The sequence below is a fragment of the Streptomyces sp. WP-1 genome (assembly GCF_030450125.1).
GTDB classification, from domain to species: Bacteria; Actinomycetota; Actinomycetes; order Streptomycetales; family Streptomycetaceae; genus Streptomyces; species Streptomyces incarnatus.
Genome location: NZ_CP123923.1, coordinates 2,211,948 through 2,235,823 on the forward strand (window position 1 = coordinate 2,211,948; position 23,876 = coordinate 2,235,823).

At 71.7% G+C, this 23,876-nt stretch carries 23 protein-coding genes; 7 read left to right on the forward strand and 16 right to left on the reverse strand.

Going from position 1 to position 23,876, the window contains the following annotated elements; genetic code table 11:
* Nucleotides 1-112: 112 nt before the first annotated feature.
* Nucleotides 113-2,242: an APC family permease gene (locus tag QHG49_RS09335; protein WP_301488532.1), complete on the reverse strand. Its 2,130-nt coding sequence runs from the start codon at nucleotides 2,240-2,242 to the stop codon at nucleotides 113-115.
* A 434-nt stretch (nucleotides 2,243-2,676) separates the two neighbouring features.
* On the opposite strand from QHG49_RS09335, the gene QHG49_RS09340 reads away from it, so the two are divergent.
* Complete coding sequence (locus tag QHG49_RS09340) at nucleotides 2,677-3,348, forward strand: TrkA family potassium uptake protein (protein WP_128792054.1); 672 nt, start codon at nucleotides 2,677-2,679, stop codon at nucleotides 3,346-3,348.
* The gene (locus QHG49_RS09345; protein ID WP_145487565.1) at nucleotides 3,348-4,022 is read left to right on the forward strand and encodes a TrkA family potassium uptake protein; all 675 of its coding nucleotides are present in this window, start codon (nucleotides 3,348-3,350) and stop codon (nucleotides 4,020-4,022) included. Before QHG49_RS09340 ends, QHG49_RS09345 begins: the two co-directional genes overlap by 1 nt.
* A gap of 89 nt (nucleotides 4,023-4,111) precedes the next feature.
* Here the strand turns inward: QHG49_RS09345 and QHG49_RS09350 are convergent, their stop codons facing one another.
* From QHG49_RS09350 to QHG49_RS09380, 7 genes are all read right to left on the reverse strand, one after another.
* Nucleotides 4,112-4,909 (reverse strand): DUF3159 domain-containing protein, encoded by a 798-nt coding sequence (locus QHG49_RS09350; RefSeq protein ID WP_145487563.1) that lies wholly within the window; start codon nucleotides 4,907-4,909, stop codon nucleotides 4,112-4,114.
* 3 nt (nucleotides 4,910-4,912) lie between these two features.
* Nucleotides 4,913-5,311: an OB-fold nucleic acid binding domain-containing protein gene (locus tag QHG49_RS09355; protein WP_078967283.1), complete on the reverse strand. Its 399-nt coding sequence runs from the start codon at nucleotides 5,309-5,311 to the stop codon at nucleotides 4,913-4,915.
* A gap of 68 nt (nucleotides 5,312-5,379) precedes the next feature.
* The gene (locus tag QHG49_RS09360) at nucleotides 5,380-6,093 is read right to left on the reverse strand and encodes a response regulator (protein WP_145487561.1); all 714 of its coding nucleotides are present in this window, start codon (nucleotides 6,091-6,093) and stop codon (nucleotides 5,380-5,382) included.
* The gene (locus tag QHG49_RS09365) at nucleotides 6,087-8,681 is read right to left on the reverse strand and encodes a sensor histidine kinase KdpD (protein WP_145487559.1); all 2,595 of its coding nucleotides are present in this window, start codon (nucleotides 8,679-8,681) and stop codon (nucleotides 6,087-6,089) included. The genes QHG49_RS09360 and QHG49_RS09365 overlap by 7 nt, the downstream gene beginning before the upstream one ends.
* 270 nt (nucleotides 8,682-8,951) lie before the next feature.
* Nucleotides 8,952-9,716 (reverse strand): DUF3710 domain-containing protein, encoded by a 765-nt coding sequence (locus tag QHG49_RS09370; RefSeq protein ID WP_145487558.1) that lies wholly within the window; start codon nucleotides 9,714-9,716, stop codon nucleotides 8,952-8,954.
* Nucleotide 9,717: 1 nt separating this feature from the next.
* Nucleotides 9,718-10,296, reverse strand: a complete 579-nt coding sequence (gene dut, locus QHG49_RS09375) for a dUTP diphosphatase (RefSeq protein ID WP_145487556.1) — start codon at nucleotides 10,294-10,296, stop codon at nucleotides 9,718-9,720.
* Entirely contained in the window at nucleotides 10,293-10,877 is a 585-nt protein-coding gene (locus tag QHG49_RS09380) for a PaaI family thioesterase (protein WP_301488544.1), read from the reverse strand. Before QHG49_RS09380 ends, dut begins: the two co-directional genes overlap by 4 nt.
* Before the next feature lie 81 nt (nucleotides 10,878-10,958).
* Here QHG49_RS09380 and QHG49_RS09385 point away from each other — a divergent pair, with 81 nt between their 5' ends.
* Nucleotides 10,959-11,450, forward strand: a complete 492-nt coding sequence (locus QHG49_RS09385) for a DUF3093 domain-containing protein (protein WP_145487553.1) — start codon at nucleotides 10,959-10,961, stop codon at nucleotides 11,448-11,450.
* Nucleotides 11,451-11,552: 102 nt separating this feature from the next.
* Here the strand turns inward: QHG49_RS09385 and QHG49_RS09390 are convergent, their stop codons facing one another.
* From QHG49_RS09390 to QHG49_RS09405, 4 genes are all read right to left on the reverse strand, one after another.
* Entirely contained in the window at nucleotides 11,553-12,467 is a 915-nt protein-coding gene (locus tag QHG49_RS09390; protein ID WP_145487551.1) for a hypothetical protein, read from the reverse strand.
* 13 nt (nucleotides 12,468-12,480) lie between these two features.
* Nucleotides 12,481-12,777 carry a DUF4193 domain-containing protein gene (locus QHG49_RS09395; protein ID WP_037654155.1) on the reverse strand — a complete coding sequence of 99 codons (297 nt, stop codon included), beginning with the start codon at nucleotides 12,775-12,777 and terminating at the stop codon, nucleotides 12,481-12,483.
* A gap of 402 nt (nucleotides 12,778-13,179) precedes the next feature.
* Nucleotides 13,180-14,427, reverse strand: a complete 1,248-nt coding sequence (locus QHG49_RS09400) for a HAMP domain-containing sensor histidine kinase (RefSeq protein WP_159705711.1) — start codon at nucleotides 14,425-14,427, stop codon at nucleotides 13,180-13,182.
* A gap of 6 nt (nucleotides 14,428-14,433) precedes the next feature.
* On the reverse strand, nucleotides 14,434-15,087 hold the full coding sequence (locus QHG49_RS09405) for a response regulator transcription factor (RefSeq protein WP_085566949.1): 654 nt from the start codon (nucleotides 15,085-15,087) through the stop codon (nucleotides 14,434-14,436).
* 412 nt (nucleotides 15,088-15,499) lie between these two features.
* On the opposite strand from QHG49_RS09405, the gene QHG49_RS09410 reads away from it, so the two are divergent.
* Nucleotides 15,500-15,673: a hypothetical protein gene (locus QHG49_RS09410; protein WP_164932606.1), complete on the forward strand. Its 174-nt coding sequence runs from the start codon at nucleotides 15,500-15,502 to the stop codon at nucleotides 15,671-15,673.
* A 144-nt stretch (nucleotides 15,674-15,817) separates the two neighbouring features.
* Here QHG49_RS09410 and QHG49_RS09415 read toward each other — a convergent pair whose 3' ends face one another.
* Together QHG49_RS09415 and QHG49_RS09420 are read right to left on the reverse strand one after the other, a co-directional pair.
* The gene (locus tag QHG49_RS09415; RefSeq protein ID WP_159705709.1) at nucleotides 15,818-16,633 is read right to left on the reverse strand and encodes an inositol monophosphatase family protein; all 816 of its coding nucleotides are present in this window, start codon (nucleotides 16,631-16,633) and stop codon (nucleotides 15,818-15,820) included.
* A gap of 8 nt (nucleotides 16,634-16,641) precedes the next feature.
* A complete protein-coding gene (locus tag QHG49_RS09420; protein WP_159705706.1) occupies nucleotides 16,642-17,769 on the reverse strand; it encodes a ferrochelatase in 1,128 nt (375 codons plus the stop codon).
* A 173-nt stretch (nucleotides 17,770-17,942) separates the two neighbouring features.
* Between QHG49_RS09420 and QHG49_RS09425 the strand changes: the two genes are divergently transcribed.
* Both QHG49_RS09425 and QHG49_RS09430 read left to right on the forward strand, forming a co-directional pair.
* Nucleotides 17,943-19,199 carry an MFS transporter gene (locus QHG49_RS09425; RefSeq protein WP_301488563.1) on the forward strand — a complete coding sequence of 419 codons (1,257 nt, stop codon included), beginning with the start codon at nucleotides 17,943-17,945 and terminating at the stop codon, nucleotides 19,197-19,199.
* Nucleotides 19,147-20,478, forward strand: coding sequence for a D-arabinono-1,4-lactone oxidase (locus QHG49_RS09430; protein WP_145487542.1), 1,332 nt, complete (start codon nucleotides 19,147-19,149; stop codon nucleotides 20,476-20,478). The genes QHG49_RS09425 and QHG49_RS09430 overlap by 53 nt, the downstream gene beginning before the upstream one ends.
* Here the strand turns inward: QHG49_RS09430 and QHG49_RS09435 are convergent.
* Nucleotides 20,402-21,181, reverse strand: a complete 780-nt coding sequence (locus tag QHG49_RS09435; RefSeq protein WP_301488565.1) for a hypothetical protein — start codon at nucleotides 21,179-21,181, stop codon at nucleotides 20,402-20,404. The genes QHG49_RS09430 and QHG49_RS09435 overlap by 77 nt on opposite strands.
* Before the next feature lie 480 nt (nucleotides 21,182-21,661).
* On the opposite strand from QHG49_RS09435, the gene sepH reads away from it, so the two are divergent.
* On the forward strand, nucleotides 21,662-22,705 hold the full coding sequence (gene sepH / locus QHG49_RS09440; RefSeq protein ID WP_159705698.1) for a septation protein SepH: 1,044 nt from the start codon (nucleotides 21,662-21,664) through the stop codon (nucleotides 22,703-22,705).
* A 92-nt stretch (nucleotides 22,706-22,797) separates the two neighbouring features.
* On the opposite strand, the gene QHG49_RS09445 is transcribed toward sepH, so the two are convergent.
* The gene (locus QHG49_RS09445; protein ID WP_301488568.1) at nucleotides 22,798-23,649 is read right to left on the reverse strand and encodes a sulfurtransferase; all 852 of its coding nucleotides are present in this window, start codon (nucleotides 23,647-23,649) and stop codon (nucleotides 22,798-22,800) included.
* Nucleotides 23,650-23,876: the final 227 nt, after the last annotated feature.

Below are 23,876 nucleotides of genomic sequence, written 5' to 3' on the forward strand. Positions count from 1 at the left end.
GCGCAGACGAGCTGCCAAGACGGGTCCGGGGCGGTCGAGCGCAGACCGGTGGACCGACAACAGCCCACCAGTCTACGGCCTCGCCGCCCCGGTCCCGTACCTCGGTGTCCCGTCAGTCCTTCGCCGACGAGCCGGACGAGCCCGGTGCCTCCGACGAGCCCGATGTCCCTGACGCTCCCGACGCCCCTGCCGATCCCGACGGCTCGGACGGCTCCTTGGGCCGCTCCCCCGCGGGTCCCCGGCGGACCGCGCCGGGCGCGCTCCACTCCTGGCGCCTGCGGGCCCGCATCTTGGCCGCCTCGGAGGAGGCCAGCTGGTAGGGCACGGAGGTGACCATCACGCCGGGCGTGAACAGCAGGCGGCCCTTGAGGCGCAGCGCGCTCTGGTTGTGCAGCAGGTGCTCGTACCAGTGGCCGACCACGTACTCGGGGATGATCACGGAGACCGCGTCGCGCGGGGACTCCTTGCGCAGGCCCTTGACGTACTCGATCACCGGCCGGGTGACCTCGCGGTACGGCGAGTCGAGGACCTTCAGCGGTACGTCGATGCCGCGCCGCTCCCACTCGTCGCGCAGCGCCTTGGTCTCGGCCGGGTCCACGTTGACCGTGAGCGCCTCCAGGCCGTCGGAGCGCATCAGCTTGGCGTAGGCCAGGGCCCGCAGGGTCGGGCGGTGGATCTTGGAGATCAGCACCACGGAGTGCACCCGGGAGGGGCGGACCAGGTCGTCGTCCGGCTCCTCGGGCGCGGCGATCTCCTCGGCGACGCGGTCGTAGTGCTTGCGGATCGCGGTCATGGTCGCGAAGAAGATGCACATGCCCAGCAGGGCCACCCAGGCGCCGTGCGTGAACTTGGTGACCAGGACGACGACCAGCACCAGGCCGGTGAGGAAGGCGCCGAAGGTGTTGATCGCCCGCGAGCGCATCATGTGACGGCGCTTGGCCTGGTCCTTCTCGACCGCGAGGTGGCGGTTCCAGTGCCGGACCATGCCGGTCTGGCTCAGCGTGAAGGAGACGAACACGCCGACGATGTAGAGCTGGATCAGGCGGGTGGAGTCGGCGCCGTAGATCACGGTCAGCAGCGCGGCGGCGCCGGCGAGCAGCACGATGCCGTTGGAGAAGGCGAGCCGGTCGCCGCGGGTGTGCAGCTGGCGGGGCAGGTAGCGGTCCTGGGCGAGGATCGAGCCGAGCAGCGGGAAGCCGTTGTACGCGGTGTTGGCCGCGAGGAACAGCACCAGCGCGGTGGCGGCCGCGAGGAGCACGAACAGGAAGCTGCCCTTGCCGAAGACCGCCTCGGCGACCTGGGAGATCACCGGGTTCTGGACGTAGCCGGAGCCGATCGGGTGGCCGTTGTGCAGCAGGTCGGTGGCCGGGTTCTCGGCCATGCGGACCTTGGTCGTCGCGGCCAGCGCGATGATGCCGCAGAACATGGTGACGGCCAGCAGGCCCATCGCCGCGAGGGTGCTCGCCGCGTTCTTGGACTTCGGCTTGCGGAAGGCGGGGACGCCGTTGGAGATGGCCTCGACGCCGGTCAGGGCGGCACAGCCGGAGGAGAAGGCGCGCAGCAGCAGGAAGACCAGCGCGAAGCCCGCGAGGCCCTGGTGCTCGGCCCTGATGTGGAAGTCGGCGGTCGGCGCCCGCATGGTGTCGCCGAGCACCAGGCCGCGGAACGCGCCCCAGAGGATCATGACGAAGACGCCGCCGACGAACACGTACGTCGGGATGGCGAAGAGCTTGCCGGACTCCTTGACGCCGCGCAGGTTCATCAGCGTCAGCAGGACGATCACCACGGTCGCGCAGAGCACCTTGTGCTCGACCACGAACGGGATGGCCGAGCCGAGGTTCTCGATGCCCGAGGCGATGGAGACCGCGACCGTCAGCACGTAGTCGACGAGCAGGGCGCTCGCGACGGTGAGGCCGGCCTTGGGGCCGAGGTTGGTGGTCGCCACCTCGTAGTCGCCGCCACCGCTCGGGTAGGCGTGCACGTTCTGGCGGTAGGAAGCGACCACGGTGAACATCAGCACGACGACCGCGACGGCGATCCAGGGGCTGAAGTGGTACGCCGACACGCCCGCGATGGACAGGACCAGCAGAACCTCCCCCGGCGCGTAGGCGACGGAGGACAGCGGGTCGGAGGCGAAGACGGGGAGTGCGATGCGCTTGGGCAGGAGGGTTTCCCCCAGCCGGTCACTGCGCAGTGCGCGCCCGATCAGGATCCGTTTGGGCACGTCGGTCAGTTTGGACACGAGAGAGGATCGTAAGCCTTCGAACTGGCAGCCGCCCACCCTGTCCGCAATATCTTCCCCATGGGTGAACTCGGCGGCGGATCGATGTACGGATTCCGTGGCTCGGGCTCGGGTCGTGCCTAGATGGCAAACCCCGCCTGTCGCCGACCCGTGGAGGCCTCATGCCGCCGACCGCTGAGCTGATCGGAGCGGTGCTCGCCCTGGCCGCCCTCGGAATCCTGACCGTGTGCAGCGTGCGCAGCATCACTCGCAGACGAGCGGATGACCCCCTGTGAACCGGTACGAGCCTGGCGCTGAGACCGGTGCCGGGCCCCGTGCGCGGGCCGTACCGGGGCACGGGGGTGCCCGGTGAAGGTGATGCGTGTGTAGCTTGGGCGACAGTCTGAGAACCTGTTCAGGCCAAGCCAACGACTCTTGACATCGGAAGGACGGTCGTGCACATCGTCATCATGGGCTGCGGGCGAGTAGGCTCCGCTCTCGCCCAGACCCTGGAGCAACAGGGGCACACGGTCGCCGTGATCGACCAGGACCCGACCGCCTTCCGTCGGCTGGGACCCGGATTCGGAGGCCGCCGGGTCACCGGAGTCGGCTTCGACCAGGACACCCTGCGCGAGGCGGGGATCGAGGAGGCGGGCGCCTTCGCGGCCGTCTCCAGCGGCGACAACTCCAACATCATCTCCGCGCGGGTCGCGCGCGAGATGTTCGGCGTGGAGAACGTGGCGGCCCGTATCTACGACCCCCGGCGCGCCGAGGTCTACCAGCGTCTGGGCATCCCGACCGTGGCCACGGTCCGCTGGACCGCCGACCAGATGCTGCGCCGGCTGCTGCCCTCCGGGGCCGAGCCGCTGTGGCGCGATCCCACCGGCGGGGTGCAGCTCGCCGAGGTGCACGCCTCCCCGAAGTGGGTCGGCCACAAGATCAGCAAGATGCAGGAGGACACGGGCGTCCGGGTGGCGTTCCTGACCCGGCTGGGCGAGGCGATCCTGCCCACCTCCCAGACGGTGCTCCAGGAGGGCGACCTCGTGCACGTGATGATGCGGACGGACGACGTGGACACGGTCGAGGCGGCGTTCGCCGGGGGTCCGGAAGAGGAAGGCGGTCACTGATGAGGGTCGCCATTGCCGGAGCCGGCGCCGTCGGCCGCTCGATCGCGGGCGAGCTGCTGGAGAACGGCCACGAGATCCTGCTCATCGACAAGGCCCCGACCGCCATCTCGGTGGAGCGGGTGCCGCAGGCGGAGTGGCTGCTGGCCGACGCCTGCGAGATCACGTCCCTGGACGAGGCGGCGCTCCAGCGCTGCAACGTGGTGATCGCCGCCACCGGTGACGACAAGGTCAACCTGGTGGTGTCGCTGCTCGCCAAGACGGAGTACGGCGTCCCGCGTGTCGTCGCCCGGGTCAACAACCCCAAGAACGAGTGGCTGTTCAACGAGGCGTGGGGCGTGGACGTGGCCGTCTCCACCCCGCGTCTGATGTCCGCCCTGGTCGAGGAGGCGGTGAGTGTCGGCGACCTGGTACGGCTGCTGCGCTTCAGCCACGGCGACGCCAACCTGGTGGAGCTGACGCTGCCCGAGGAGTCGGCCCTGGCCGGCACCCAGGTCGGGGACGTGCACTGGCCCGAGGACACCTCGCTGGTGACCATCATCCGGGGCACCCGGGTGCTGACGCCGTCCCGGGACGACTCCCTGGAGCCGGGCGACGAGCTGCTGTTCGTGGCCGCGCAGGCCCGGGAGGAGCAGCTGGAGGAGCTGCTGTCGGTGCGCAGGCGGGAAGAGGCCTGACGGGTCCGACGGCCCTGAGCACGCGAAAGGGCGCCCTTGGTGGACAAGGGCGCCCTTCGTCGTCGTAACGACCGCCTACGGCACGGCTCTCACGCCTGCCGGCGATGGCGGCCGGGCAGGGGCTCGGGCTCGCCGCTCTCCGCGGCCAGGGCGGCCTTGCGCTCCTTCTCGGCCTTCTCGGCCTGCTCCTCGGCCTCCATCTCCGCGAAGACGTCGATCGGCGCGGGCGCCTTGGCGAGGAAGACCCAGGTGAGCCAGACGGCCAGCAGGAAGGGCGGGATCTTCAGGGCGACGAGGACCCAGCCGAGCTGGGCGGTGTCGGACCACCAGTACAGCGGGAAGAGGATCGCGCACTTGGCGAGCAGGATCAGGCCCCAGGCCCAGCTCGACTTCGCGTAGGCCTTCTTGCGGCCCGGGTTGCGGGTGCGCCAGGAGAGGTTCTCCTTGAAGACCGGGCCCAGCACGACGCCGATCAGGGGGACCCCGAGCAGCGTGGAGATGATGTACGCGAGCGCCAGGCCCAGCGTGTAGAGCATGCCGGGGAGGTAGAAGTCCTTGGCGTTGCCGGTGAACATGGCGAACACCACGCCGAAGACCACGCCGAACACACCGCTGAAGGCGTGCTTGACGGTGTCCTTCATGGCGAGCCGGACCACGACCAGCACCAGGGAGACGGCCAGCGCGGCGATCGCCGAGAGGTGCAGGTCCTTGTTGATCGTGAAGATCGCGACGAACAGCAGGCCCGGCACGACCGTCTCGACCATGCCGCGGACGCCGCCGAACGCCTCGAACAGCGCCGCCTCCGTCACCGCGCGGGCGTCGCCTTCGCCGGGCTCGCCGGGCGGGTTCTGGTCGGTGTCTTCGGTCGGCTTGTCGAGGGACGTCACCGGCTACTCCCGTCCGAGGGGTCGCAGTTCGTACTTCGGGTTGAAGAGCACCCGGCGGCCCCGGCTCAGCGAGATCCGGCCCGATGCGATCAGCTTGCGCCCCGGTTCTATGCCCACGATGGAACGCCTGCCGAGCCACACCACGTCCAGTGCCGCGGAGCCGTCGAACAGCTCGGCCTCCAGGGCCGGGACTCCGGCGCGCGGACGCAGGGTGACCGTGCGCAAGGTACCAGTTACGGTGACGATCTGCCGGTCCTGGCAGTCGCCGATCTTCGTACAACCCGCCGTCTCGGCGTCCTCGCGCAGCTCCTCCGACTCCAGGTCCTCCTGGGACGTGGAGAGCCGGTCGAGCATGCGCCGGAACCGGCCGGCCGGCTTTTCTGAACGAGGAACAGCACTCATATCTGAAGCGTACCGGGGCCCACCGACAGCGCCGTATCCCCGCTCACACTTCCCCCTTACGGGCCTTGTCACTTCTCGAACCGGTACCCCATCCCGGGCTCCGTGATGAAGTGCCGGGGGTGCGAGGGGTCGGTCTCCAGCTTGCGGCGCAACTGCGCCATGTAGACGCGCAGATAGTTCGTCTCCGTCCCGTACGACGGCCCCCACACCTCCTGGAGGAGCTGCTTCTGGCTGACCAGACGGCCGGTGTTGCGGACCAGCACCTCCAGGAGGTGCCATTCCGTGGGGGTGAGCCGGACGTCGCGCCCGCCGCGGTGCACCTTCTTGGCCGCCAGGTCGACGGCGAAACCCTCGGTCTCCACGGTGGTGACGTCGTCCTCGCCGGCACCGACCGGCTCGGCGCGGCGCACGGCGGCGCGCAGCCGGGCCAGCAGCTCGTCCATGCCGAACGGCTTGGTGACGTAGTCGTCGGCGCCCGCGTCCAGGGCCTCGACCTTCTCGTCGGAGGAGTGGCGGGCGGAGAGCACCAGGATCGGCACCCGGGTCCAGCCGCGCAGGCCCTTGATCACCTCGACGCCGTCCATGTCGGGCAGACCCAGGTCGAGGACGACCACGTCGGGGTGGCGGGAGGCGGCGAGGTCGAGGGCGGTCCTGCCGTCGGCGGCCGCGTCGACGTCGTACTTGCGTGCCTTGAGGTTGATCACGAGGGCGCGCACGATCTGCGGCTCGTCGTCGACCACGAGGACCCGCGTGGGGGTCCGGTCCCCGCTCGGGCTCAGCATAGGGTCTGCCTTTCTGGTTCCGCGCTGCCCGGCCCACCGTGGGCCGGGGCGGGGGTGGACGCCGTCTCGGGGGACTCCTCGACCGGCTGCCGACCGTGGATGCTGCGCAGGCTCAGGACCATGGTGAGGCCGCCGCCGGGCGTGTCCTCCGCGGTCAGGGTGCCGCCCATGGCCTCGGCGAAGCCCCGGGCGACCGCGAGGCCGAGCCCGACGCCCGCGCCGCGCGGGGCGTCGCCGTAGCGCTGGAAGGGTTCGAAGATACGGTCCTTGGCCGCGTCCGGCACGCCGGGGCCGCGGTCCACCACACGGACCTCCACCCGGTCGGCGAGGGCGCTGGCGGAGACCAGGACGCGGCGGGCGCCCGGGCTGTACTTGACGGCGTTCTCCACGAGGTTGGCCACCGAGCGCTCCAGCAGCCCGGGGTCGGCCAGGATCATCGGCAGGGTCTCGGGCACGTCCAGGTCGACGCTGTCCTCCGGCACGCCGCCCAGGGCCATCGGTACGACCTCGTCCACGTCGATCTCGCGGATCAGCGGGGTGACGGTGCCGGTCTGGAGGCGGGACATGTCCAGGAGGTTGCCGACGAGGTGGTCGAGCCGGTCGGCGCCCTCCTCGATGCCCTCCAGCAGCTCGGCGCGGTCCTCCTCGGACCAGTCGACGTCGGCGGAGCGCAGCGAGGAGACGGCGGCCTTGATCCCGGCCAGCGGGGTGCGCAGATCGTGGCTGACGGCGGCCAGCAGGGCGGTGCGGATGCGGTTGCCCTCGGCGAGCGTCCGGGCCTGGTCGGCCTCCTCCTGGAGGCGCCTGCGGTCGAGGACGACGGCGGCCTGGGCGCCGAAGGCGGCGAGCACCCTGCGGTCCTCGGCGGGCAGCACCCGGCCGGTCAGGGCGAGCGCCATGTGGTCGCCGACGGGCATGTCGACGTCGGCCTCCTCGGGGCGCTCCAGGACGGGCCCGAAGCCGGCCCGGCCCACGCAGGTCCACGGTTCGACGTCGCTCTGCCGCTCCAGCAGGGCCGCCGACTCCATGGCGAAGGTCTCCCTCAGCCGCTCCAGCAGCTCCTCCAGGCTGGTCTCGCCGCGCAGCACGTTGCCGGCCAGGAAGGACAGGATCTCGGACTCGGCGCGCAGCCGGGCCGCCTGGTGGGTGCGGCGGGCGGCGAGATCCACCACGGAGGCGACCGACACGGCGACGCCGAAGAAGATGACTATGGCGACGATGTTCTTCGGGTCGGCGATGGTCCAGCGGTGCAGCGGCGGTGTGTAGAAGTAGTTCAGCAGCAAAGAGCCGAACGCCACCGAGGCGAGGGCGGGCAGCAGGCCGCCGAGCAGGGCCGCCGCGACCGTGACGGCCAGGAACAGCAGCATGTCGTTGGCGAGGCCGATGTCGACGGTGTTCAGCAGCAGCGCGAGCACGGCGGGGCCCGCGGCCCCCATCGCCCAGCCGGAGAGGATCCGCGTGCGGCCGAGCCGGGCGCCGCGGGCCACGGGCAGTCCGCGGCCCTTGGCGACCGCCTCGTGGGTGACGATGTGGACGTCGAGGTCGGGGCCGGACTCCCGGGCGACGGTGGCGCCGACGCCGGGCCCGAAGACGTACTGCCAGGCCTTGCGGCGCGAGGAGCCGAGCACGATCTGGGTGGCGTTGACGCCGCGTGCGAAGTCCAGGAGCGCGGCCGGTATGTCGTCGCCGACCACGTGGTGGAAGGTGCCGCCGAGGTCCTCCACGAGGGTGCGCTGGACGGCGAGTTCCTTCGGGGAGGCGGCGGTCAGCCCGTCGCTGCGGGCGATGTAGACCGCGAGCACCTCGCCCCCGGCACCCTTCTCGGCGAGCCGGGCGGCGCGGCGGATGAGCGTACGGCCCTCGGGGCCGCCGGTGAGCCCGACGACGATCCGCTCGCGCGAGCCCCAGATCTTGGAGACCCGGTGCTCGCTGCGGTACTGGTTCAGGTACTCGTCCACCCGGTCGGCGACCCACAGCAGCGCCAGTTCGCGCAGGGCGGTGAGGTTGCCGGGGCGGAAGTAGTTGGACAGCGCCGCGTCGACCTTGTCGGGCTGGTAGATGTTCCCGTGCGCCATCCGGCGGCGCAGCGCCTCCGGGGACATGTCGACCAGCTCGATCTGCCCGGCCCGCCGTACCACCTCGTCGGGGACGGTCTCGCGCTGGCGCACCCCGGTGATGGACTCGACCACGTCGCCGAGTGACTCCAGGTGCTGGATATTGACGGTCGAGATGACGTCGATCCCGGCGGCGAGCAGTTCCTCGACGTCCTGCCAGCGCTTGGCGTTGCGCGAGCCGGGGACGTTGGTGTGGGCGAGCTCGTCCACCAGGGCGATGGCGGGCGCCCTGCGCAGCACGGCGTCGACGTCCATCTCCCCGAAGACGCCCCCGCGGTACTCCAGCTCCTTGCGGGGCACCTGTTCGAGGCCGTGCAGCATCACCTCGGTGCGCGGCCGCTCATGGTGTTCCACGAACGCCACGACGCAGTCCGTACCGCGCTCGGTCCGCCGGTGTGCCTCGGCGAGCATCGCGTACGTCTTCCCGACCCCCGGCGCCGCCCCGAGATAGATCCGCAGCTTCCCGCGTGCCATGGCTCCATTGTCTTCCGCTCACCCGTGCCTACGCAGCGTCGACCTTACGGCCAACGATGGGGACGAACCGGACAGGGGCGGGCGTACGCGAGCACTTTGACGGAACCCTGACGGGGGCGGGGGCCGTGGGGGAACCGCGCGATCGGCCGCGGCGGACCCGCACCCGGCGACGGAAGGCTCCCCCGACGGCGGGCGGCCGCGAAAACGGCGCACGGCCGCAAAAACGGGCCGCGCCTCGGCGGCACGGCCCGTGTATCGCTGCCGACGCCGTCAGCGGACCTCGGTGATCTCCGGGCCCCGCTGCAGCTGTCCCATGCCACCGGAGAACCGCGAGCCCTCCTCCTGCTGGACACCCTCGGGAACCATCTGGGCGTCGTTCGGCAGCTTGAGGACGATCGGGTCGCGGGGCGCCATCGGGCCCTCGCCGCGGACCACGACCGTGTCCCGGAAGATCTGCTCGAGCAGCCCGGCGGCCTGCGGCTGGACCGCGCCCTGTCCGGAGATCACACCGCGCAGGAACCAGCGGGGGCCGTCGACGCCGACGAACCGCACCACCTGGAAGCCGCCCGTGCCGTCCGGCAGCTGCACCGGCACCTGGGCCCGCAGCTCCCAGCCCAGCGGACCCTCGACCTCGTCGACGATGCCGCCCTGCTGGGTGATCCCGGCCCCGATCTCCTCGCGGACCTCGCCCCAGATGCCCTCGCGCTTGGGCGCGGCGAAGGCCTGGAGCTGGACGGCGCTGTCGTTCAGGACGACGGTGGCGGCCACGATCGCGTCGCCCGCGACCTCGACCCGCAGCTCCATGCCGTCCACGCCCGGCACGAACAGACCGCCGAGATCCACGCGGCCCTCGGCCGGGTCGTGCACCTCGGTGCTGTCCCACGGGCCCTCGGGCCGCGGGCCGGGCTCCAGCCGGACGCGCTCGCGCTCGGCCTCCGCTTCCTCGTCCGCCTCGGTGTCGACGCTGTCGACGACCTGCTCGGCCTCGCCGGCCGCGTCCTCGGCGGCACCCTTCTTGTTGCGACGTCCGAACACGTCACTGTCCTTCCCGGTCGGATACGACCGAAGCGTATCGATTCCCACCCGTCGGACCGCCCTCGGCGGACCGACCGCTTGTGCCGCTCTCGTCGCCCACCGCGGCATGGCCACCGGTGGACCCGAAGCCCCCTTCGGCCCGCACGGAGCCGGGAAGCTCCGCGACCTCCTGGAAGCGGACCCTCTCGACCTGCTGGACGACCAGTTGGGCAATCCGGTCGAAGCGCTCGAACCGCACGCTCGCGCGCGGGTCGAGATTCACCACGATCACCTTGATCTCCCCACGGTACCCGGCATCAACCGTCCCTGGAGCATTCACCAGGGCGACACCGCAGCGGGCGGCGAGGCCGGACCGCGGGTGCACGAAGGCCGCGTACCCCTCCGGGAGGGCGATCGACACTCCCGTGGGCAGAACGGCCCGCTCACCGGGTGCCAGCTCGCACGTCTCGGTGGTGCGCAGATCGGCGCCGGCGTCCCCGGGGTGCTCGTACGCCGGGAGCGGTACGTCCGGATCCACGCGCCGGATCCGCACGTCCAGCGGGGGGCGGCCGGCGGGGTTCGCGTGCTCCTGGGGGCTCATGGGTTCACCTCGAAGGCGCGGGCCCGGCGGACCTGGTCGGGGTCGCTCATCGCGGCCCGGATCTCCTCCGGGCGGCCGTGGTCGATGAAGTGGTCGACCTTCACCTCGACGAAGAGGGCGTCGGCGCGCACGGCGACCGGTCCCTCGGGGCCGTCGAGTCGGCCGACGGCACGGGAGTAGATCTTCCGCCCGGCGACGGCGGTGACCTCGGCCGCGAGATGCAGCGTGGTGCCGACCGGGACGGGCCGCACGTAGTCGGTCTCCAGGCGTCCGGTGACGGCGACGGTCCGCAGCAGCCAGTTCAGCGAGCCCAGGGTCTCGTCCAGGGCGGTGGCCAGCACCCCGCCGTGCGCGAGGCCGGGGGCGCCCTGGTGGGCGGGCTGGACGGTGAACTCGGCGGTCAGGGTGACGCCCTCGCCTGCCCGTGCCTCCAGGTGCAGCCCGTGCGGCTGTCCGGGGCCGCAGCCGAAACAGTGTTCGTAGTGGGCGCCGAGAAGGTCCCCGGGCGCGGGCGCGTCGGGGTGCCGTACCGGTTTCACCGCGTCGGCTGGGGGCTGAAGGCTTGCGGAACGACCACTCACGAGCGCAGACCTTACCCGCGCGTCGGCCCGTACAGGATCCCGCGCCGAGCTCGTACAGGAACCCGTGCCAAGCTTGGCTTCATGCAGCACTCCGCGACCCCGTACGAAGAACGCCTCACCGCCCCCCGCTCGTGGTGGCTGATCAGCTTTCTCGTGGGCGTCTCCTGCGCCCTGATCGTGTTCCCGTTCGGCACCCTGCCGATCCTGGGCGGCCTGGTGGGCGGTACGGCCGCGGCCGCGGTGGTCGCCAGTTCGTACGGCTCCCCGCGCATCCGCGTGGTCGGCGACTCGCTGATCGCGGGCGAGGCGAAGATCCCGGTGTCGGCGCTGGGCGAGTGCGAGGTGCTGGAGCCGGAGGAGGCCCGCGCCTGGCGCACCTACAAGGCCGACGTCCGCGCGTTCCTGCTGCTGCGCGCGTACATCCCGAGGGCGCTGCGGGTGATCGTCACGGACCCCGAGGACCCCACGCCGTACCTGTACCTCTCGACGCGTGAGCCGGAGCAGCTGGCGGCGGCGATCGAGGCGGCGCGCGCGGCGAACGCCCCCGCCCCGGCGGAGAGCGCGGAGAGCTAGGAACCGGGCCCGGAGCCGGGAACCGGGCCGCCGGGACGTCCCCGGAAGGGCCCAGGAGGGCCGGAACGGGCCCGGGGAGGGCCCAGGGGATCTCGGGGCGGGTCAGAGCCCCTTGTGGAGACCGGGCAGTCTCAGGGGCTTCGCAGGCTGCTCCAGGGGCGGCAGCTGGTCCAGCTCCTCCCAGGGCACCTGGATCTTGCGCAGGTCGCCGCGGACCCGGGCCGCGAGTCTTCTGGTGTCGCGGCGGTTGAGGACCGCCCCGACCGCGGCGCCCACCATGAACGGCATCAGTGTGGGCATGTCCCGCACCATCCGCTTCATGATCTGCTGGCGCAGTTCGCGCTTCATGCGGCCGCCGAGGGCCGCGTCGTAGGTCGACGGCTTCATCACGTCGACGCCGCGCTCCCCCGACCAGGAGGACAGATACGCGGTGCTGCGGACCTTGAGGCTGCCGGGCGGTCTCAGGCCGTAGACCTCGTGCAGTTCCGCGATGAGTTTCAGTTCGACCGCCGCGACCCCGGTGATCTCCGCGGCCAGTTCGGTCGGCAGGGCGGGCGGCACGGGCAGCATCGCCGCCGCACCGACCCCGGCCCCGATGGTCGAGGTCGCGGCCGCGGCGCCCGCCACCAGCTTGTCGGCCAGTTCCTCGGGTCCGAGACCGGGGAACTGCCCGCGCAGGGTCGCGAGGTCGCGTACGGGCACCCGCGGGGCGATGTCGATGACACGGTCCGCGAGGTACGCCAGACCCGCACGAGCGCGGTCACCGCTCCTGCGGGCGCCTTCCCGGGCGAGGACCCGGGCCTTGCCGCCGATGACCCGTGCCTGTCGCCTGGCGATGGGCACGGGTCGCCGCTTCGGCGCCGGGTGGTCGGCCCGGTCCGCCGTCGGTTCGAGCGGGGCTCCCGTGTCCGGGGAGCCACGCTCGTCGTCACGCGCGCCGAGTGGGCCGTCGAGCGGCCCTTGGTCCGCTTTCCGCAGGGAGAAGCGGCGCTTCCGGGGAGGGGTCGAGCCAGTCATGGCCGACCCGTCCTCAGTCGCAGTCGCGGCAGATCGGCTGACCGTTCTTCTCGCGGGCCAGCTGGCTGCGGTGGTGGACCAGGAAGCAGCTCATGCAGGTGAACTCGTCCTGCTGCTTCGGCAGGACCCGGACGGCCAGCTCCTCGTTCGAGAGGTCCGCTCCGGGCAGTTCCAGGCCCTCGGCGGCCTCGAACTCGTCGACGTCCACCGCGGAGGTGGTCTTGTCGTTCCGCCGGGCCTTCAGCTCTTCCAAGCTGTCCGAGTCGACGTCATCGTCTGTCTTGCGTGGAGTGTCGTAGTCGGTTGCCATATCGCTCTCCCCCTCTGGGTGTCTGCGGTGTCTCCAGCGCACGTAACGCGTGAGAGGCCGGACTTGTGCCCGACCTGAGGCGGAGATTTTGCCTCACATCAAGGGCTGTTACTCAATCGACACCCAACCCGATCCCTCAAGAGTGATCGGCTTGGATGGCGGTGTGGACCGTACACGCTTCGAATACCGCACCTCAAAGGCGCCTCAACGTGTACTTCCCGTGATCAAGAGCCCTGAAAACCAGGACTTTTCAGGCTTTCTGGCCTCTGTCGTAATCACTGACCGTACATGGCCGGAAATCCGCCCATGTGATCGATCACACAGACAGAAGCCCATTCAGCCCCTGAAAAATTCCGCGTGAAGCGAACATCTCCCGCGTGTGTCGACGGAAGGGGCCACGGATCACAGCGGAAGTGTCACACGCATCACGAGGCCACCGCCCTCGCGGGGTCGCGCCGCGATGTGCCCGCCGTGCGCCCGGGCCACGGATCGCACGATGGACAGGCCGAGGCCGACGCCCTTGTCGCTGCCCGTGCGCTCGGTGCGCAGCCGCCTGAAGGGCTCGAAGAGGTTGTCGATCTCGTACGCCGGCACCACCGGACCGGTGTTCGAGACGGTGAGCACCGCCTGGCCGTGCTGGACCTCGGTGTCCACCTCGACCCAGCCCGCCTCCGCCACGTTGTACCGCACGGCGTTCTGTACGAGGTTCAGCGCGATGCGCTCCAGGAGCACGCCGTTGCCCTGCACCACGGCCGGGGCGCGCTCGCCGCGGATCTCGACGCCCTTGGCCTCCGCCTCGGAGCGCACCTGGTCGATGGCCTGGCCGGCCACCTCGGCCAGGTCGACCGGTTTGCGCTCCACGATCTGGTTGTCGCTGCGGGCGAGCAGCAGCAGGCCCTCGACCAGCTGCTCGCTGCGCTCGTTGGTGGCCAGCAGCGTCTTGCCGAGCTGCTGGAGCTCCACCGGCGCGCCCGGGTCGGAGAGGTGGACCTCCAGGAGGGTGCGGTTGATCGCGAGCGGGGTGCGCAGTTCGTGCGAGGCGTTGCCGACGAAGCGCTGCTGGGCGGTGAAGGCCCGCTGAAGGCGCTCCAGCATCTCGTCGAAGGTGTCCGCCAGCTCCTTGAGCTCGTCGTCCGGGCCGTCCAGCTCGATCCGGCGGGACAGGTCGGAGCCGGCCACCGCGCGGGCGGTGCGGGTGATCCGGCCGAGCGGGGAGAGCACCCGGCCGGCCATCGCGTAACCGAACGCGAAGGCGATCACGGCGAGGCCCAGCAGGGCCAGCAGCGAGCGGCTGAGCAGGTTGTCCAGGGCGACCTGGCGCTGGTGGTCCACGCACTGGCTGATCGTGTTGTTGAAGTCCGCCAGCGGCAGGCTGGTGGTGTTGATCGCGGGGCAGTTGTCGCTGGAGACCTTCAGCTCCTGGAAGCTGACGATCTTGAACAGCGGCTGGTTGCCGGTGCTGATGGCCTGCGCGGCGAGCAGGTAGATGATCGACAGCAGCAGGATGCCGGCGATCAGGAACATGCCGCCGTACAGCAGCGTGAGCCGTATACGGATCGTGGGCCGCAGCCACGGGAAGGGCGGCTCGGGGCGCCGGGGGTCCCAGGTGGGCTTCGGGGGTGCCTGCGGGTGCGTGGGGGTCGCGGCCATGGCCGGTCAGATCCGGTAGCCGGAGCCGGGCACGGTGACGATCACGGGGGGCTCGCCGAGTTTGCGGCGCAGGGTCATGACCGTCACCCGGACCACGTTGGTGAACGGGTCGGTGTTCTCGTCCCAGGCCTTCTCCAGCAGCTGCTCCGCCGAGACGACCGCGCCCTCGCTGCGCATCAGCACCTCCAGGACCGCGAACTCCTTGGGCGCGAGCTGGACCTCCTTGCCGTCGCGGAAGACCTCGCGGCGGTTGGGGTCCAGCTTGATGCCGGCGCGCTCCAGGACCGGCGGCAGGGGCATACTGGTGCGGCGGCCGAGGGCGCGCACGCGGGCGATCAGCTCGCTGAACGCGAACGGCTTGGGCAGATAGTCGTCGGCACCGATCTCCAGACCCTCGACGCGGTCGCTGACGTCACCGGAGGCGGTGAGCATCAGCACCCGGGTGGGCATGCCCAGCTCGACGATCCTGCGGCAGACGTCGTCGCCGTGCACGAGCGGGAGGTCGCGGTCGAGGACGACCACGTCGTAGTCGTTGACGCCGATGCGCTCCAGGGCGGCCGCACCGTCGTACACGACGTCGACGGCCATGGCCTCCCGGCGCAGTCCGGTGGCCACCGCATCGGCGAGCAGCTGCTCGTCCTCGACGACGAGTACGCGCACGTCGCTTGTCCTTCCTGTGTCCACCCGCGCAGCGCTCCGGGGCGCCGGCGCGGGCAGGGGTGTTCGTGGAGTGTGACCTCCATCCTGCCCTTTTCGGCCATAAGTCGGCTGTAAGGGGGGTCCGGCCGCAGGAACGGGCGTCCGGGACGGGAATACGAGAATTTCCGCACCCCGAGGTTTCCCGGAACGGGAGCGGGGGGAGGACGGGTTTACACCCCGCGATCACGCTCTGCATGTGCCGCAGCACCATGCGGTACCTCGCGATCCGCTTGTGCAGGGCGGGCGCGGGTGTCCGGCACCGTAGCCGCGCCCGGCCGGGCGCGCCGGGCACCTGCGGGAGACGTGATCGTCCTTTCCCACCCGGCACACCCCCGTGCCACCGACCCACCGACCCAGGACGAGGGGGCGCAGCATGGACGCTTTCACCGCAGGACTTCTCCAGCGCATAAAGACGACCGAGTCGGACCTGTCGCGGGCCCGCGACGAGGGCGACGACTTCCTCGTGGAGGTGGAGCAGGCAGAGCTGGACGACCTGCGCCGCCTCGCCGCCGAACACGGTGTGGAGGTCGGCGCGACCCGCGTCTGATCCACCCGAGCGCACCGGCGTGACACCAGCACGCGAAGGGACCCCGGCGAATCCAGCGCCGGGGTCCCTTCGCGTCGTCCGGGGCGGTGCCCCCGCGCCACCGGGGCGCGATTCCTCCGGGCCGCCGCCGGGAGGCGGGCCCCGTCAGTCGTGCCAGGCGCCGAAGTCCTCCAGCAGCCCCTGGAGGGGCTCGAAGACGCCCGGGGTCCCCGCCAGCGTCAGCTCCCGTGACGGGCGCTGTGCGGGCCGTCCACCGGTCAGCGCGCCCGCCTCCCGGGCGATGAGGTCCCCCGCCGCGTAGTCCCACGGGTTCAGGCCGCGCTCGTAGTAGCCGTCGAGCCGGCCGCAGGCCACGTCGCACAGGTCGATGGCCGCCGAGCCGCCCCGCCGGATGTCCCTGACCAGCGGGATGAGCCGGGCGGCCACCTCGGCCTGGTGGGCGCGCACCTCGGTGACGTAGTTGAAGCCGGTGGAGACCAGCGCCTGGTCCAGCGGGGGCGCGGGGCGGCAGGTGAGCGCCCGCTCGCCCTCCCACGCGCCGGTGATCCAGGCGCCGCCGCCGCGTACCGCGTGGTACGTCTCGCCGCGCATCGGGGCCGCGACGACCCCGGCGACGGTCTCGCCGTCCTGTTCGGCGGCGATGGACACCGCCCAGGTGGGCAGGCCGTAGAGGTAGTTCACGGTGCCGTCGAGCGGGTCGATCACCCAGCGCACCCCGCTGGTCCCGGCGGCGGAGGCGCCCTCCTCGCCGAGGAAGCCGTCGTCGGGGCGCCGGCCGGAGATCAGATCGGTGATCAGCTTCTCGGCCGCGATGTCCATCTCGGTGACGACGTCGATCGGACTCGACTTGGTCCGCGCCACGGCGAGATCGGCCGGGCGGCCGTCCCGCAGCAGCTCGCCGGCCCGGCGGGCGGCCTCCTGGGCCAGCCGCAGCAGGTCCCGGTGCAGGGCCTCGGTCACGGGTCTCCTCACGCGTAGGGGCTGTCGGCGCCCGCGGCGGCCGGGCGGGGCGCCCGGGCCGGGCAGCAGCCGACGGGACAGACGTCGTGGCTCGCGCCCAGGGTGCCCAGGGCGCAGGGGGTGATGTCCTGGCCGCGCTCGGCGGCGGCGCGCTCCAGGACCAGTTCGCGCACGGCGGCCGCGAACCGGGGGTCGTCGCCCACGGTGGCCGAGCGGCGCACCGGCAGGCCCAGTTCCCCGGCCTTGGCGGTGGCCTCGGTGTCGAGGTCGTACAGGACCTCCATGTGGTCGGAGACGAAGCCGATGGGGGCCATGACGACCGCCGGGACGCCGGCCGCGTGCCGCTCCTCCAGGTGGTCGCAGATGTCGGGCTCCAGCCACGGGATGTGCGGGGCGCCGGAGCGCGACTGGTAGACGAGGCGCCAGGGGTGGTCCACACCGGTGCGCTCGCGGACGGCGTCGGCGATCAGCTGGGCCACGTCCAGGTGCTCCTCGACGTAGGCGCCGCCCTCGCCGTGGGCCTCGACGGGTCCGGAGGTGTCGGCGGCGGCCGTGGGGATGGAGTGGGTGCTGAAGGCGATGTGGGCGCCGTCGCGGACGTCCTCGGGGAGGTCGGCGAGGGAGCGCAGCACGCCGTCGACCATCGGCTCGACGAAGCCGGGGTGGTTGAAGTAGTGCCGCAGCTTGTCGATCCTCGGGAGCTCCAGGCCCTCCGCTTCGAGGGCGGCGAGCGCGTCGGCGAGGTTCTCGCGGTACTGGCGGCAGCCCGAGTAGGAGGCGTAGGCGCTGGTGGCGAGGACCAGGATGCGGCGGCGGCCGTCGGCGACCATCTCGCGCAGGGTGTCGGTCAGGTACGGCGCCCAGTTGCGGTTGCCCCAGTAGACCGGCAGATCCAGGCCGTGCCCGGCGAAGTCCTCGCGCAGGGCCTTCAGGAGGGCGCGGTTCTGGCCGTTGATGGGGCTGACCCCGCCGAACCGGAAGTAGTGCTTGCCGACTTCCTTCAGGCGTTCCTTCGGGATGCCGCGCCCGCGCGTGACGTTCTCCAGGAACGGGACCACGTCGTCCGGGCCCTCGGGGCCGCCGAAGGAGAGCAGGAGCAGGGCGTCGTACGGAGTGGCATCGAGCGCGTCTGGCATGTCTCGATCCTGCCATCCGGTACCGACAGCCCGGCAACCGCGGGGTGAAGAGTCGGGATCCAGATGGTTCATACCGAAATTTCCCCAGCCGAAATCGAGTGCACTTAGGTTCACCTAACTCGTAAGCTGTATCCACCGCATTCGCGCCTTACCGGAACCGCCTCGGAGACCACGTGCCCAGCCCCTACAGAGCCCTCTTCGACGTGCCCGGCACCAAGGCCTTCTCGGCCGCGGGGCTCCTCGGCCGGATGCCGCTGTCCATGATGGGCATCGGTGTGGTCACGATGATCTCCCAGCTCACCGGGCGCTACGGGCTCGCGGGCGCGCTGTCGGCCACCATCGCGCTGTCGGCCGCCGTGCTCGGACCACAGGTCTCCCGGCTGGTGGACCGGCACGGGCAGAGCCGGGTGCTGCGGCCCGCGACCCTGGTGGCCCTCGCCGCGGCCGCCGGGCTGCTGCTGGCCGCGCACTTCCGGGGTCCTGACTGGGTGCTGTTCGTCTGCGCCGCCGGGATCGGCGCGGTGCCGAGCCTGGGCGCGATGATCCGGGCCCGCTGGGCCGCCCTGTACCGGGGCACGCCCAAGCTGCACACCGCCTACTCGTTCGAGTCGGTCATGGACGAGGTCTGCTTCGTCTTCGGGCCGATCGTCTCCATCGGCCTGTGCACGGTCTGGTTCCCGGAGGCGGGCCCGCTGCTCGCCGCCGTCTTCCTGGCGGCCGGGGTGTGCTGGCTGACCGCCCTGCGCGCCACCGAGCCCGCGCCGCACCCCCGCGAGGAGCACGGCGCGGGAGGTGGCACCGCGCTGCGCTCGAAGGGGCTCCAGGTGCTGGTGGCGACCTTCGTGGCGACCGGCGCGATCTTCGGCTCGGTGGACGTGGTCACGGTCGCCTTCGCCGACGAACGCGGCCACAAGGGCGCCGCGAGCCTGGTGCTCGCCCTGTACGCGGCCGGTTCCTGCGCGGCCGGCGCGGTCTTCGGACTGCTGCGCCTGGCCGGGGCGGCGGAGCGCCGCTGGCTGCTGGGCGTGGCGGCCATGGCCGTGAGTATGATCCCCCTCCTACTGGTCGGAAACCTGCCGCTTCTGGCCGTGGCGCTGTTCGTTGCGGGGCTGTCCATCGCACCGACGATGATCACGACGATGTCCCTCATCGAAGAGCACGTACCTCGCGCGCAGCTCACCGAGGGCATGACCTGGGTGAGCACCGGCCTCGCGGTCGGCGTGGCGCTCGGCTCCTCGCTGGCCGGTTCGGTGATCGACGCCGCCGGGGCACGTGCCGGGTACGGGGTCCCGGTGCTCTCCGGGGCCGTCGCGGTCGTGGTCGGTTTCCTCGGGTACCGCCGGCTGCGCAGGCCGGCCGCGGGTCGGGAGGGAACCGTTGAGCAGCACGGCGAGCGGGAAGACGAGCGGCGCGAACAGCACATGGCGTAACTGGGGCGGGAACGTCGCGGCCCGGCCCGCCCGGCAGGTGGCGCCGGTCTCGGTGGAGGAGCTGGCCGAGGCGGTGCGCCGGGCGCGGGAGGACGGGCTGCCGGTGAAGGCCGTCGGCAGCGGGCACTCCTTCACCTCGATAGCGGCCACCGACGGGGTGTTGATACGCCCTCAACTGTTGACCGGCATACGCAACATTGACCGGAAGTCCATGACGGTCACGGTCGAGGCGGGCACCCCGCTCAAGCGGCTCAACACCGCGCTGGCGCGCGAGGGTCTGTCGCTCACGAACATGGGCGACATCATGGAGCAGACGGTCTCCGGGGCCACCAGCACCGGCACCCATGGCACCGGCCGCGACTCCGCCTCCATCGCCGCCCAGATCAAGGGCCTCGAACTCGTCACGGCGGACGGCTCGGTGCTCACCTGCTCCGCGACGGAGAACCCCGAGGTCTTCGCCGCCGCCCGGCTGGGGCTCGGCGCGCTCGGCATCGTCACCGCGATCACCTTCGCCGTGGAGCCGCTGTTCCTGCTGACCGCGCGCGAGGAGCCGATGCCCCTCGACCGGGTGCTCGCCGAGTTCGATCAACTCTGGGCGGAGAACGAGCACTTCGAGTTCTACTGGTTCCCGCACACCGGGAACACCAACACCAAGCGCAACAACCGCAGCGCGGGTCCCGAGCGGCCCGTGGGGCAGCCGGCCGGGTGGTTCGAGGACGAGTTCCTCTCCAACGGCCTCTTCCAGGTGACCCAGTGGGCCGGCCGGGCCGTGCCCGCGAGCATCCCCGGGATCGCGAGGATCTCCAGCAGGGTGCTGTCCGCGCGGACGTACACGGACATCCCCTACAAGGTCTTCACCTCGCCGCGCCGGGTGCGCTTCGTGGAGATGGAGTACGCCGTTCCGCGCGCGGCCCTGGTGGAGACGCTGCGCGAACTGAAGGCGATGGTCGAGCGCTCGGGGCTGCGCGTCAGCTTCCCGGTGGAGGTGCGCACCGCCCCGGCCGACGACATCACCCTGTCCACCGCCTCGGGCCGGGACAGCGCCTACATCGCCGTCCATATGTACCGGGGCACGCCGTACCAGTCGTACTTCACCGCCGCCGAGCGGATCTTCACCGCGCACGAGGGGCGGCCGCACTGGGGGAAGGTGCACACCCGGGACGCGGAGTACCTCGCGCGGGTGTATCCGCGGTTCGCCGAGTTCACGGCGTTGCGGGAGCGTCTCGACCCGGATCGGCTGTTCCGGAACGACTACTTGCGGAGGGTGCTGGGCTCGTAGGCGTCCCGGCGGAACCGCTGGGCGTGGGGGCCGGGGTGGCCTGGTCCCCGTCGGTCCGCCCGTCCGGCGAGCCGCTCGGGGAGGGCGTCGGGGAGTCCGTCGTACCGCTGCCGGAGTCCGCGCCCGAGCCGGAGTCCGTGCCCGAGCCGGATCCCGGCTCCGTGCCCGGGGTGGCGTCGCCGGCCGACGGGGAGCCGTCACCCGGGGAGGTGTGCGAGGGGGGCTGACCGGGGTCATCCGTTCGGTGGACGCCGGATTTCCGGCCGCCGACCGCGTCGCCGACCGTCGTGCCGGACCCGCCGCTGAAGCTGCTGCCGGACACGAGTTCGTACGTCGTGATGCCGCCCATGGTCACCCCGAACACGAGAGCGGCCGCGATCACCGGCCGCCGCCAGCTCTTGACCCGCGCGCGGTAGACGGTGCCCTCGGAGAACTCGCCCTCGGCGGGCGCGCCCGGCGCCGCGGACACCGCGGCCGGTGTCTTGGCCACCCTCAACTGCTCCCCCGTGCGCCGGAAGAAATGCTGGAAGAGGGTGCCGCCGCAGGTGGCGATCACGCTGACGACACCGGCGCCGAGGATCGTGCCGTACACGCCGAAGGAGGAGGCCAGCTTCGCCGCGATGACGGCCGCCAGGGCGCTGCCCGCCACCTGCGGGACGTTCAGGTCGATCCGCTTCCGCTCCGCATCGGGTGTTTCGCGCATACCCGGAACTTGCCTGCCTTTCCCGTACTTGATCGACATCGGGGTACCGACTGCACGAGATAGGGACGTATGCGCGAAACCATTAGTTCCGTTTCTGGGGATTGCGTGAACTTCGCCACGTTCATGATCCACAAAACCGGTTGCGCGGGGCTCGAACGCCTCCCTTGCCAGAAGTTGGGCGGCGCGCCAATCCACGCACGTGGCCCGAATGGAGTACTGTTGCGAGCCCTGGGTCCGGCCTCCCACCTGGGTGTCCGCGGCCACCAAGGACCGCCGGGAGGGGGCTAGTTGCACAGGGTGACAGACTTTGTCACTTAGCGTGGCGAACTGGTTACCGTGCCATAACGGCGATTCAGGGCCCCTGCCCGACACGCCGGGCAACTCGGCAAGGTTGTGGCAGGCTGCACCCGGGCAGGCCACACTCGACTAGCGGAAGCAGCGACGCACGTGACGTCGGCAGGCACCACCCGGGAGGTCCCCATGCCCGAACTGCGTGTCGTGGCCGTCTCGAATGACGGCACACGGCTGGTGCTGAAGGCTGCCGACGCAACGGAGTACACGCTTCCGATCGACGAGCGGCTGCGCGCCGCCGTGCGCGGCGACCGGCCACGCCTCGGCCAGATCGAGATCGAGGTCGAGAGCCATCTGCGCCCCCGTGACATCCAGGCGCGGATACGAGCCGGTGCCACGGCGGAAGAGGTCGCGCAGCTCGCGGGCATCCCCGTCGACCGGGTGCGGCGCTTCGAGGGTCCGGTGCTGGCCGAACGCGCCTTCATGGCCGAGCGCGCCCGCAAGACCCCGGTCCGCCGCCCCGGCGAGAACTCGGGCCCGCTGCTCGGCGAGGCCGTCCAGGAACGCCTGTTGCTGCGCGGCGCCGAGAAGGACACCGTGCAGTGGGACTCCTGGCGCCGCGACGACGGCACCTGGGAGGTGCTGCTCGTCTACCTGGTCGCCGGTGAACCGCACTCGGCGAGCTGGACGTACGACCCGCCCCGGCGGCTGGTCCAGGCCGTGGACGACGAGGCGCGCTCGCTGATCGGCGAGTCCGACGATCTCGCCGTACCGGAGCCGAGCTTCCCGTTCGTCCCGCGCATCGCCCGGCTGCCGCGCGAGCGCTCGATGGACCGTGCCCTCGACCGGCAGACCGAGCGGGAGCGGCCGAGCCTGCCCGCGCAGTCGTCCGAGCCCGCCGAGGAGACCAGCGGCGAACGGGACTCGCTGACCAGCCTGTTGGAGGCGGTGCCGTCCTTCCGCGGCGACATGGTGGTGCCGGAGCGTGCCCCGGAGACTCCGGACGAGCCCGACGAGGAGGCCGCCGTGGAGGAGCCGCCGGCGCCCGCCGCCTCGGCCGGCTCGGCCTACGCGGACGTCCTCATGCCCCGCTCGGTCGGCAGCCACCGCGACCGGCTGACCGGCGCCACGGACCGCCAGGCCGAGGCCGACGGGGTCCGCCCAGGCCGCCGCGCGGCCGTCCCGAGCTGGGACGAGATCGTGTTCGGCACCCGGCGCAAGAAGCAGGAGTAGAACGCCGTACGACGCCAAGTGGGGCGGGACACCGAGGTGTCCCGCCCCTTCTTGTGCCGCTTCTTGCGCCGCTTCTGGTGCCGCCGTGGCGGCTACTGGGGGTCGGCGCCCACCGCCACCGGCCGGGACGGGTCCGCGGACCACTCCGACCACGAGCCGACGTACAGGGCCGCCGGAATGCCCGCCACCGCGAGCGCCAGCACCTCATGGGCGCCGGACACGCCCGAGCCGCAGTAGACGCCCACCGGCGCGTCCGGGGAGACGCCGAGGGCCTTGAAGCGGTCCTTCAGCTCGACGGCGGGCAGGAAGCGGCCGTCGGGGCCCACGTTCTCCGTCGTCGGCGCCGAGACCGCGCCGGGGATGTGCCCGCCGACCCGGTCCACGGGTTCCACCTCGCCCCGGTACCGCTCCCCCGCGCGGGCGTCCAGCAGCACGCCTGTACGGGCCAGTTCGGCGGCCTCGTCCGCGTCCAGCAGACCCGTCGCGTCCGGCGCCGGCACGAAGTCGCCCTCGGCCGGGACGGGCACCCGGGTGGACAACTCCCCCGTCCAGGACGGCAACCCGCCGTCGAGGACCCGCACGTCCGGGTGACCTGTCCAGCGCAGCATCCACCACGCGCGCGCGGCGGCCCACCCCTGCCCGCCGTCGTATACGACGACCGGACGGCTCGCCGACACGCCCGCGCGGCGCATCGCGGCGCCGAACTCCGCGAGGTCCGGCAGCGGATGGCGGCCGTGCCCGCCCGGGGCCCCGGCCAACTCCCGGTCCAGGTCGACGAAGACCGCGCCGGGGATGTGCCCGGCCGCGTGCTCGGCCCGGCCGTCGAAGGGCGGGGCGCCCGCCGCCTTCGCCAGGCTCAACTGCCAGCGCACGTCCAGCAGGACCGGCGGCGCCTCGCCGGCGAGCGCCTCGGCGAGTTCGGGTGCGGTGATGATGACTGTCATGCCGCCATGCATACGCCAGGGGTGGCCGCGGCGTCCAGGTAGGGCTACTCTGCTCGGCCGGGCAGGTTCGATCACGACCCGTAGGGGATCGGGCACATGCCGTACATCCGGCGGACTTCAGTCGGACATCAGTCGGACATCGTCAGGAAGCGGCGGAGGACGTCAGCCCAGGCATTCTTCCGGAACACACCACCGAACCGGCGGCGCGGCGACAGCACAGGGGCGCG

Coding starts and splice junctions, on each gene's coding strand:
- QHG49_RS09345 (WP_145487565.1), top strand. CDS start 3,348: ATGAGGGTCGCCATTGCCGGAGCCGGCGCCGTCGGCCGCTCGATCGCG.
- QHG49_RS09385 (WP_145487553.1), top strand. CDS start 10,959: ATGCAGCACTCCGCGACCCCGTACGAAGAACGCCTCACCGCCCCCCGC.
- QHG49_RS09390 (WP_145487551.1), bottom strand. CDS start 12,467: ATGACTGGCTCGACCCCTCCCCGGAAGCGCCGCTTCTCCCTGCGGAAA.
- sepH (WP_159705698.1), top strand. CDS start 21,662: ATGCCCGAACTGCGTGTCGTGGCCGTCTCGAATGACGGCACACGGCTG.
- QHG49_RS09410 (WP_164932606.1), top strand. CDS start 15,500: ATGGACGCTTTCACCGCAGGACTTCTCCAGCGCATAAAGACGACCGAG.
- dut (WP_145487556.1), bottom strand. CDS start 10,296: ATGAGCCCCCAGGAGCACGCGAACCCCGCCGGCCGCCCCCCGCTGGAC.
- QHG49_RS09365 (WP_145487559.1), bottom strand. CDS start 8,681: ATGGCACGCGGGAAGCTGCGGATCTATCTCGGGGCGGCGCCGGGGGTC.
- QHG49_RS09395 (WP_037654155.1), bottom strand. CDS start 12,777: ATGGCAACCGACTACGACACTCCACGCAAGACAGACGATGACGTCGAC.
- QHG49_RS09445 (WP_301488568.1), bottom strand. CDS start 23,649: ATGACAGTCATCATCACCGCACCCGAACTCGCCGAGGCGCTCGCCGGC.
- QHG49_RS09360 (WP_145487561.1), bottom strand. CDS start 6,093: ATGCTGAGCCCGAGCGGGGACCGGACCCCCACGCGGGTCCTCGTGGTC.
- QHG49_RS09420 (WP_159705706.1), bottom strand. CDS start 17,769: ATGCCAGACGCGCTCGATGCCACTCCGTACGACGCCCTGCTCCTGCTC.
- QHG49_RS09400 (WP_159705711.1), bottom strand. CDS start 14,427: ATGGCCGCGACCCCCACGCACCCGCAGGCACCCCCGAAGCCCACCTGG.
- QHG49_RS09435 (WP_301488565.1), bottom strand. CDS start 21,181: ATGCGCGAAACACCCGATGCGGAGCGGAAGCGGATCGACCTGAACGTC.
- QHG49_RS09355 (WP_078967283.1), bottom strand. CDS start 5,311: ATGAGTGCTGTTCCTCGTTCAGAAAAGCCGGCCGGCCGGTTCCGGCGC.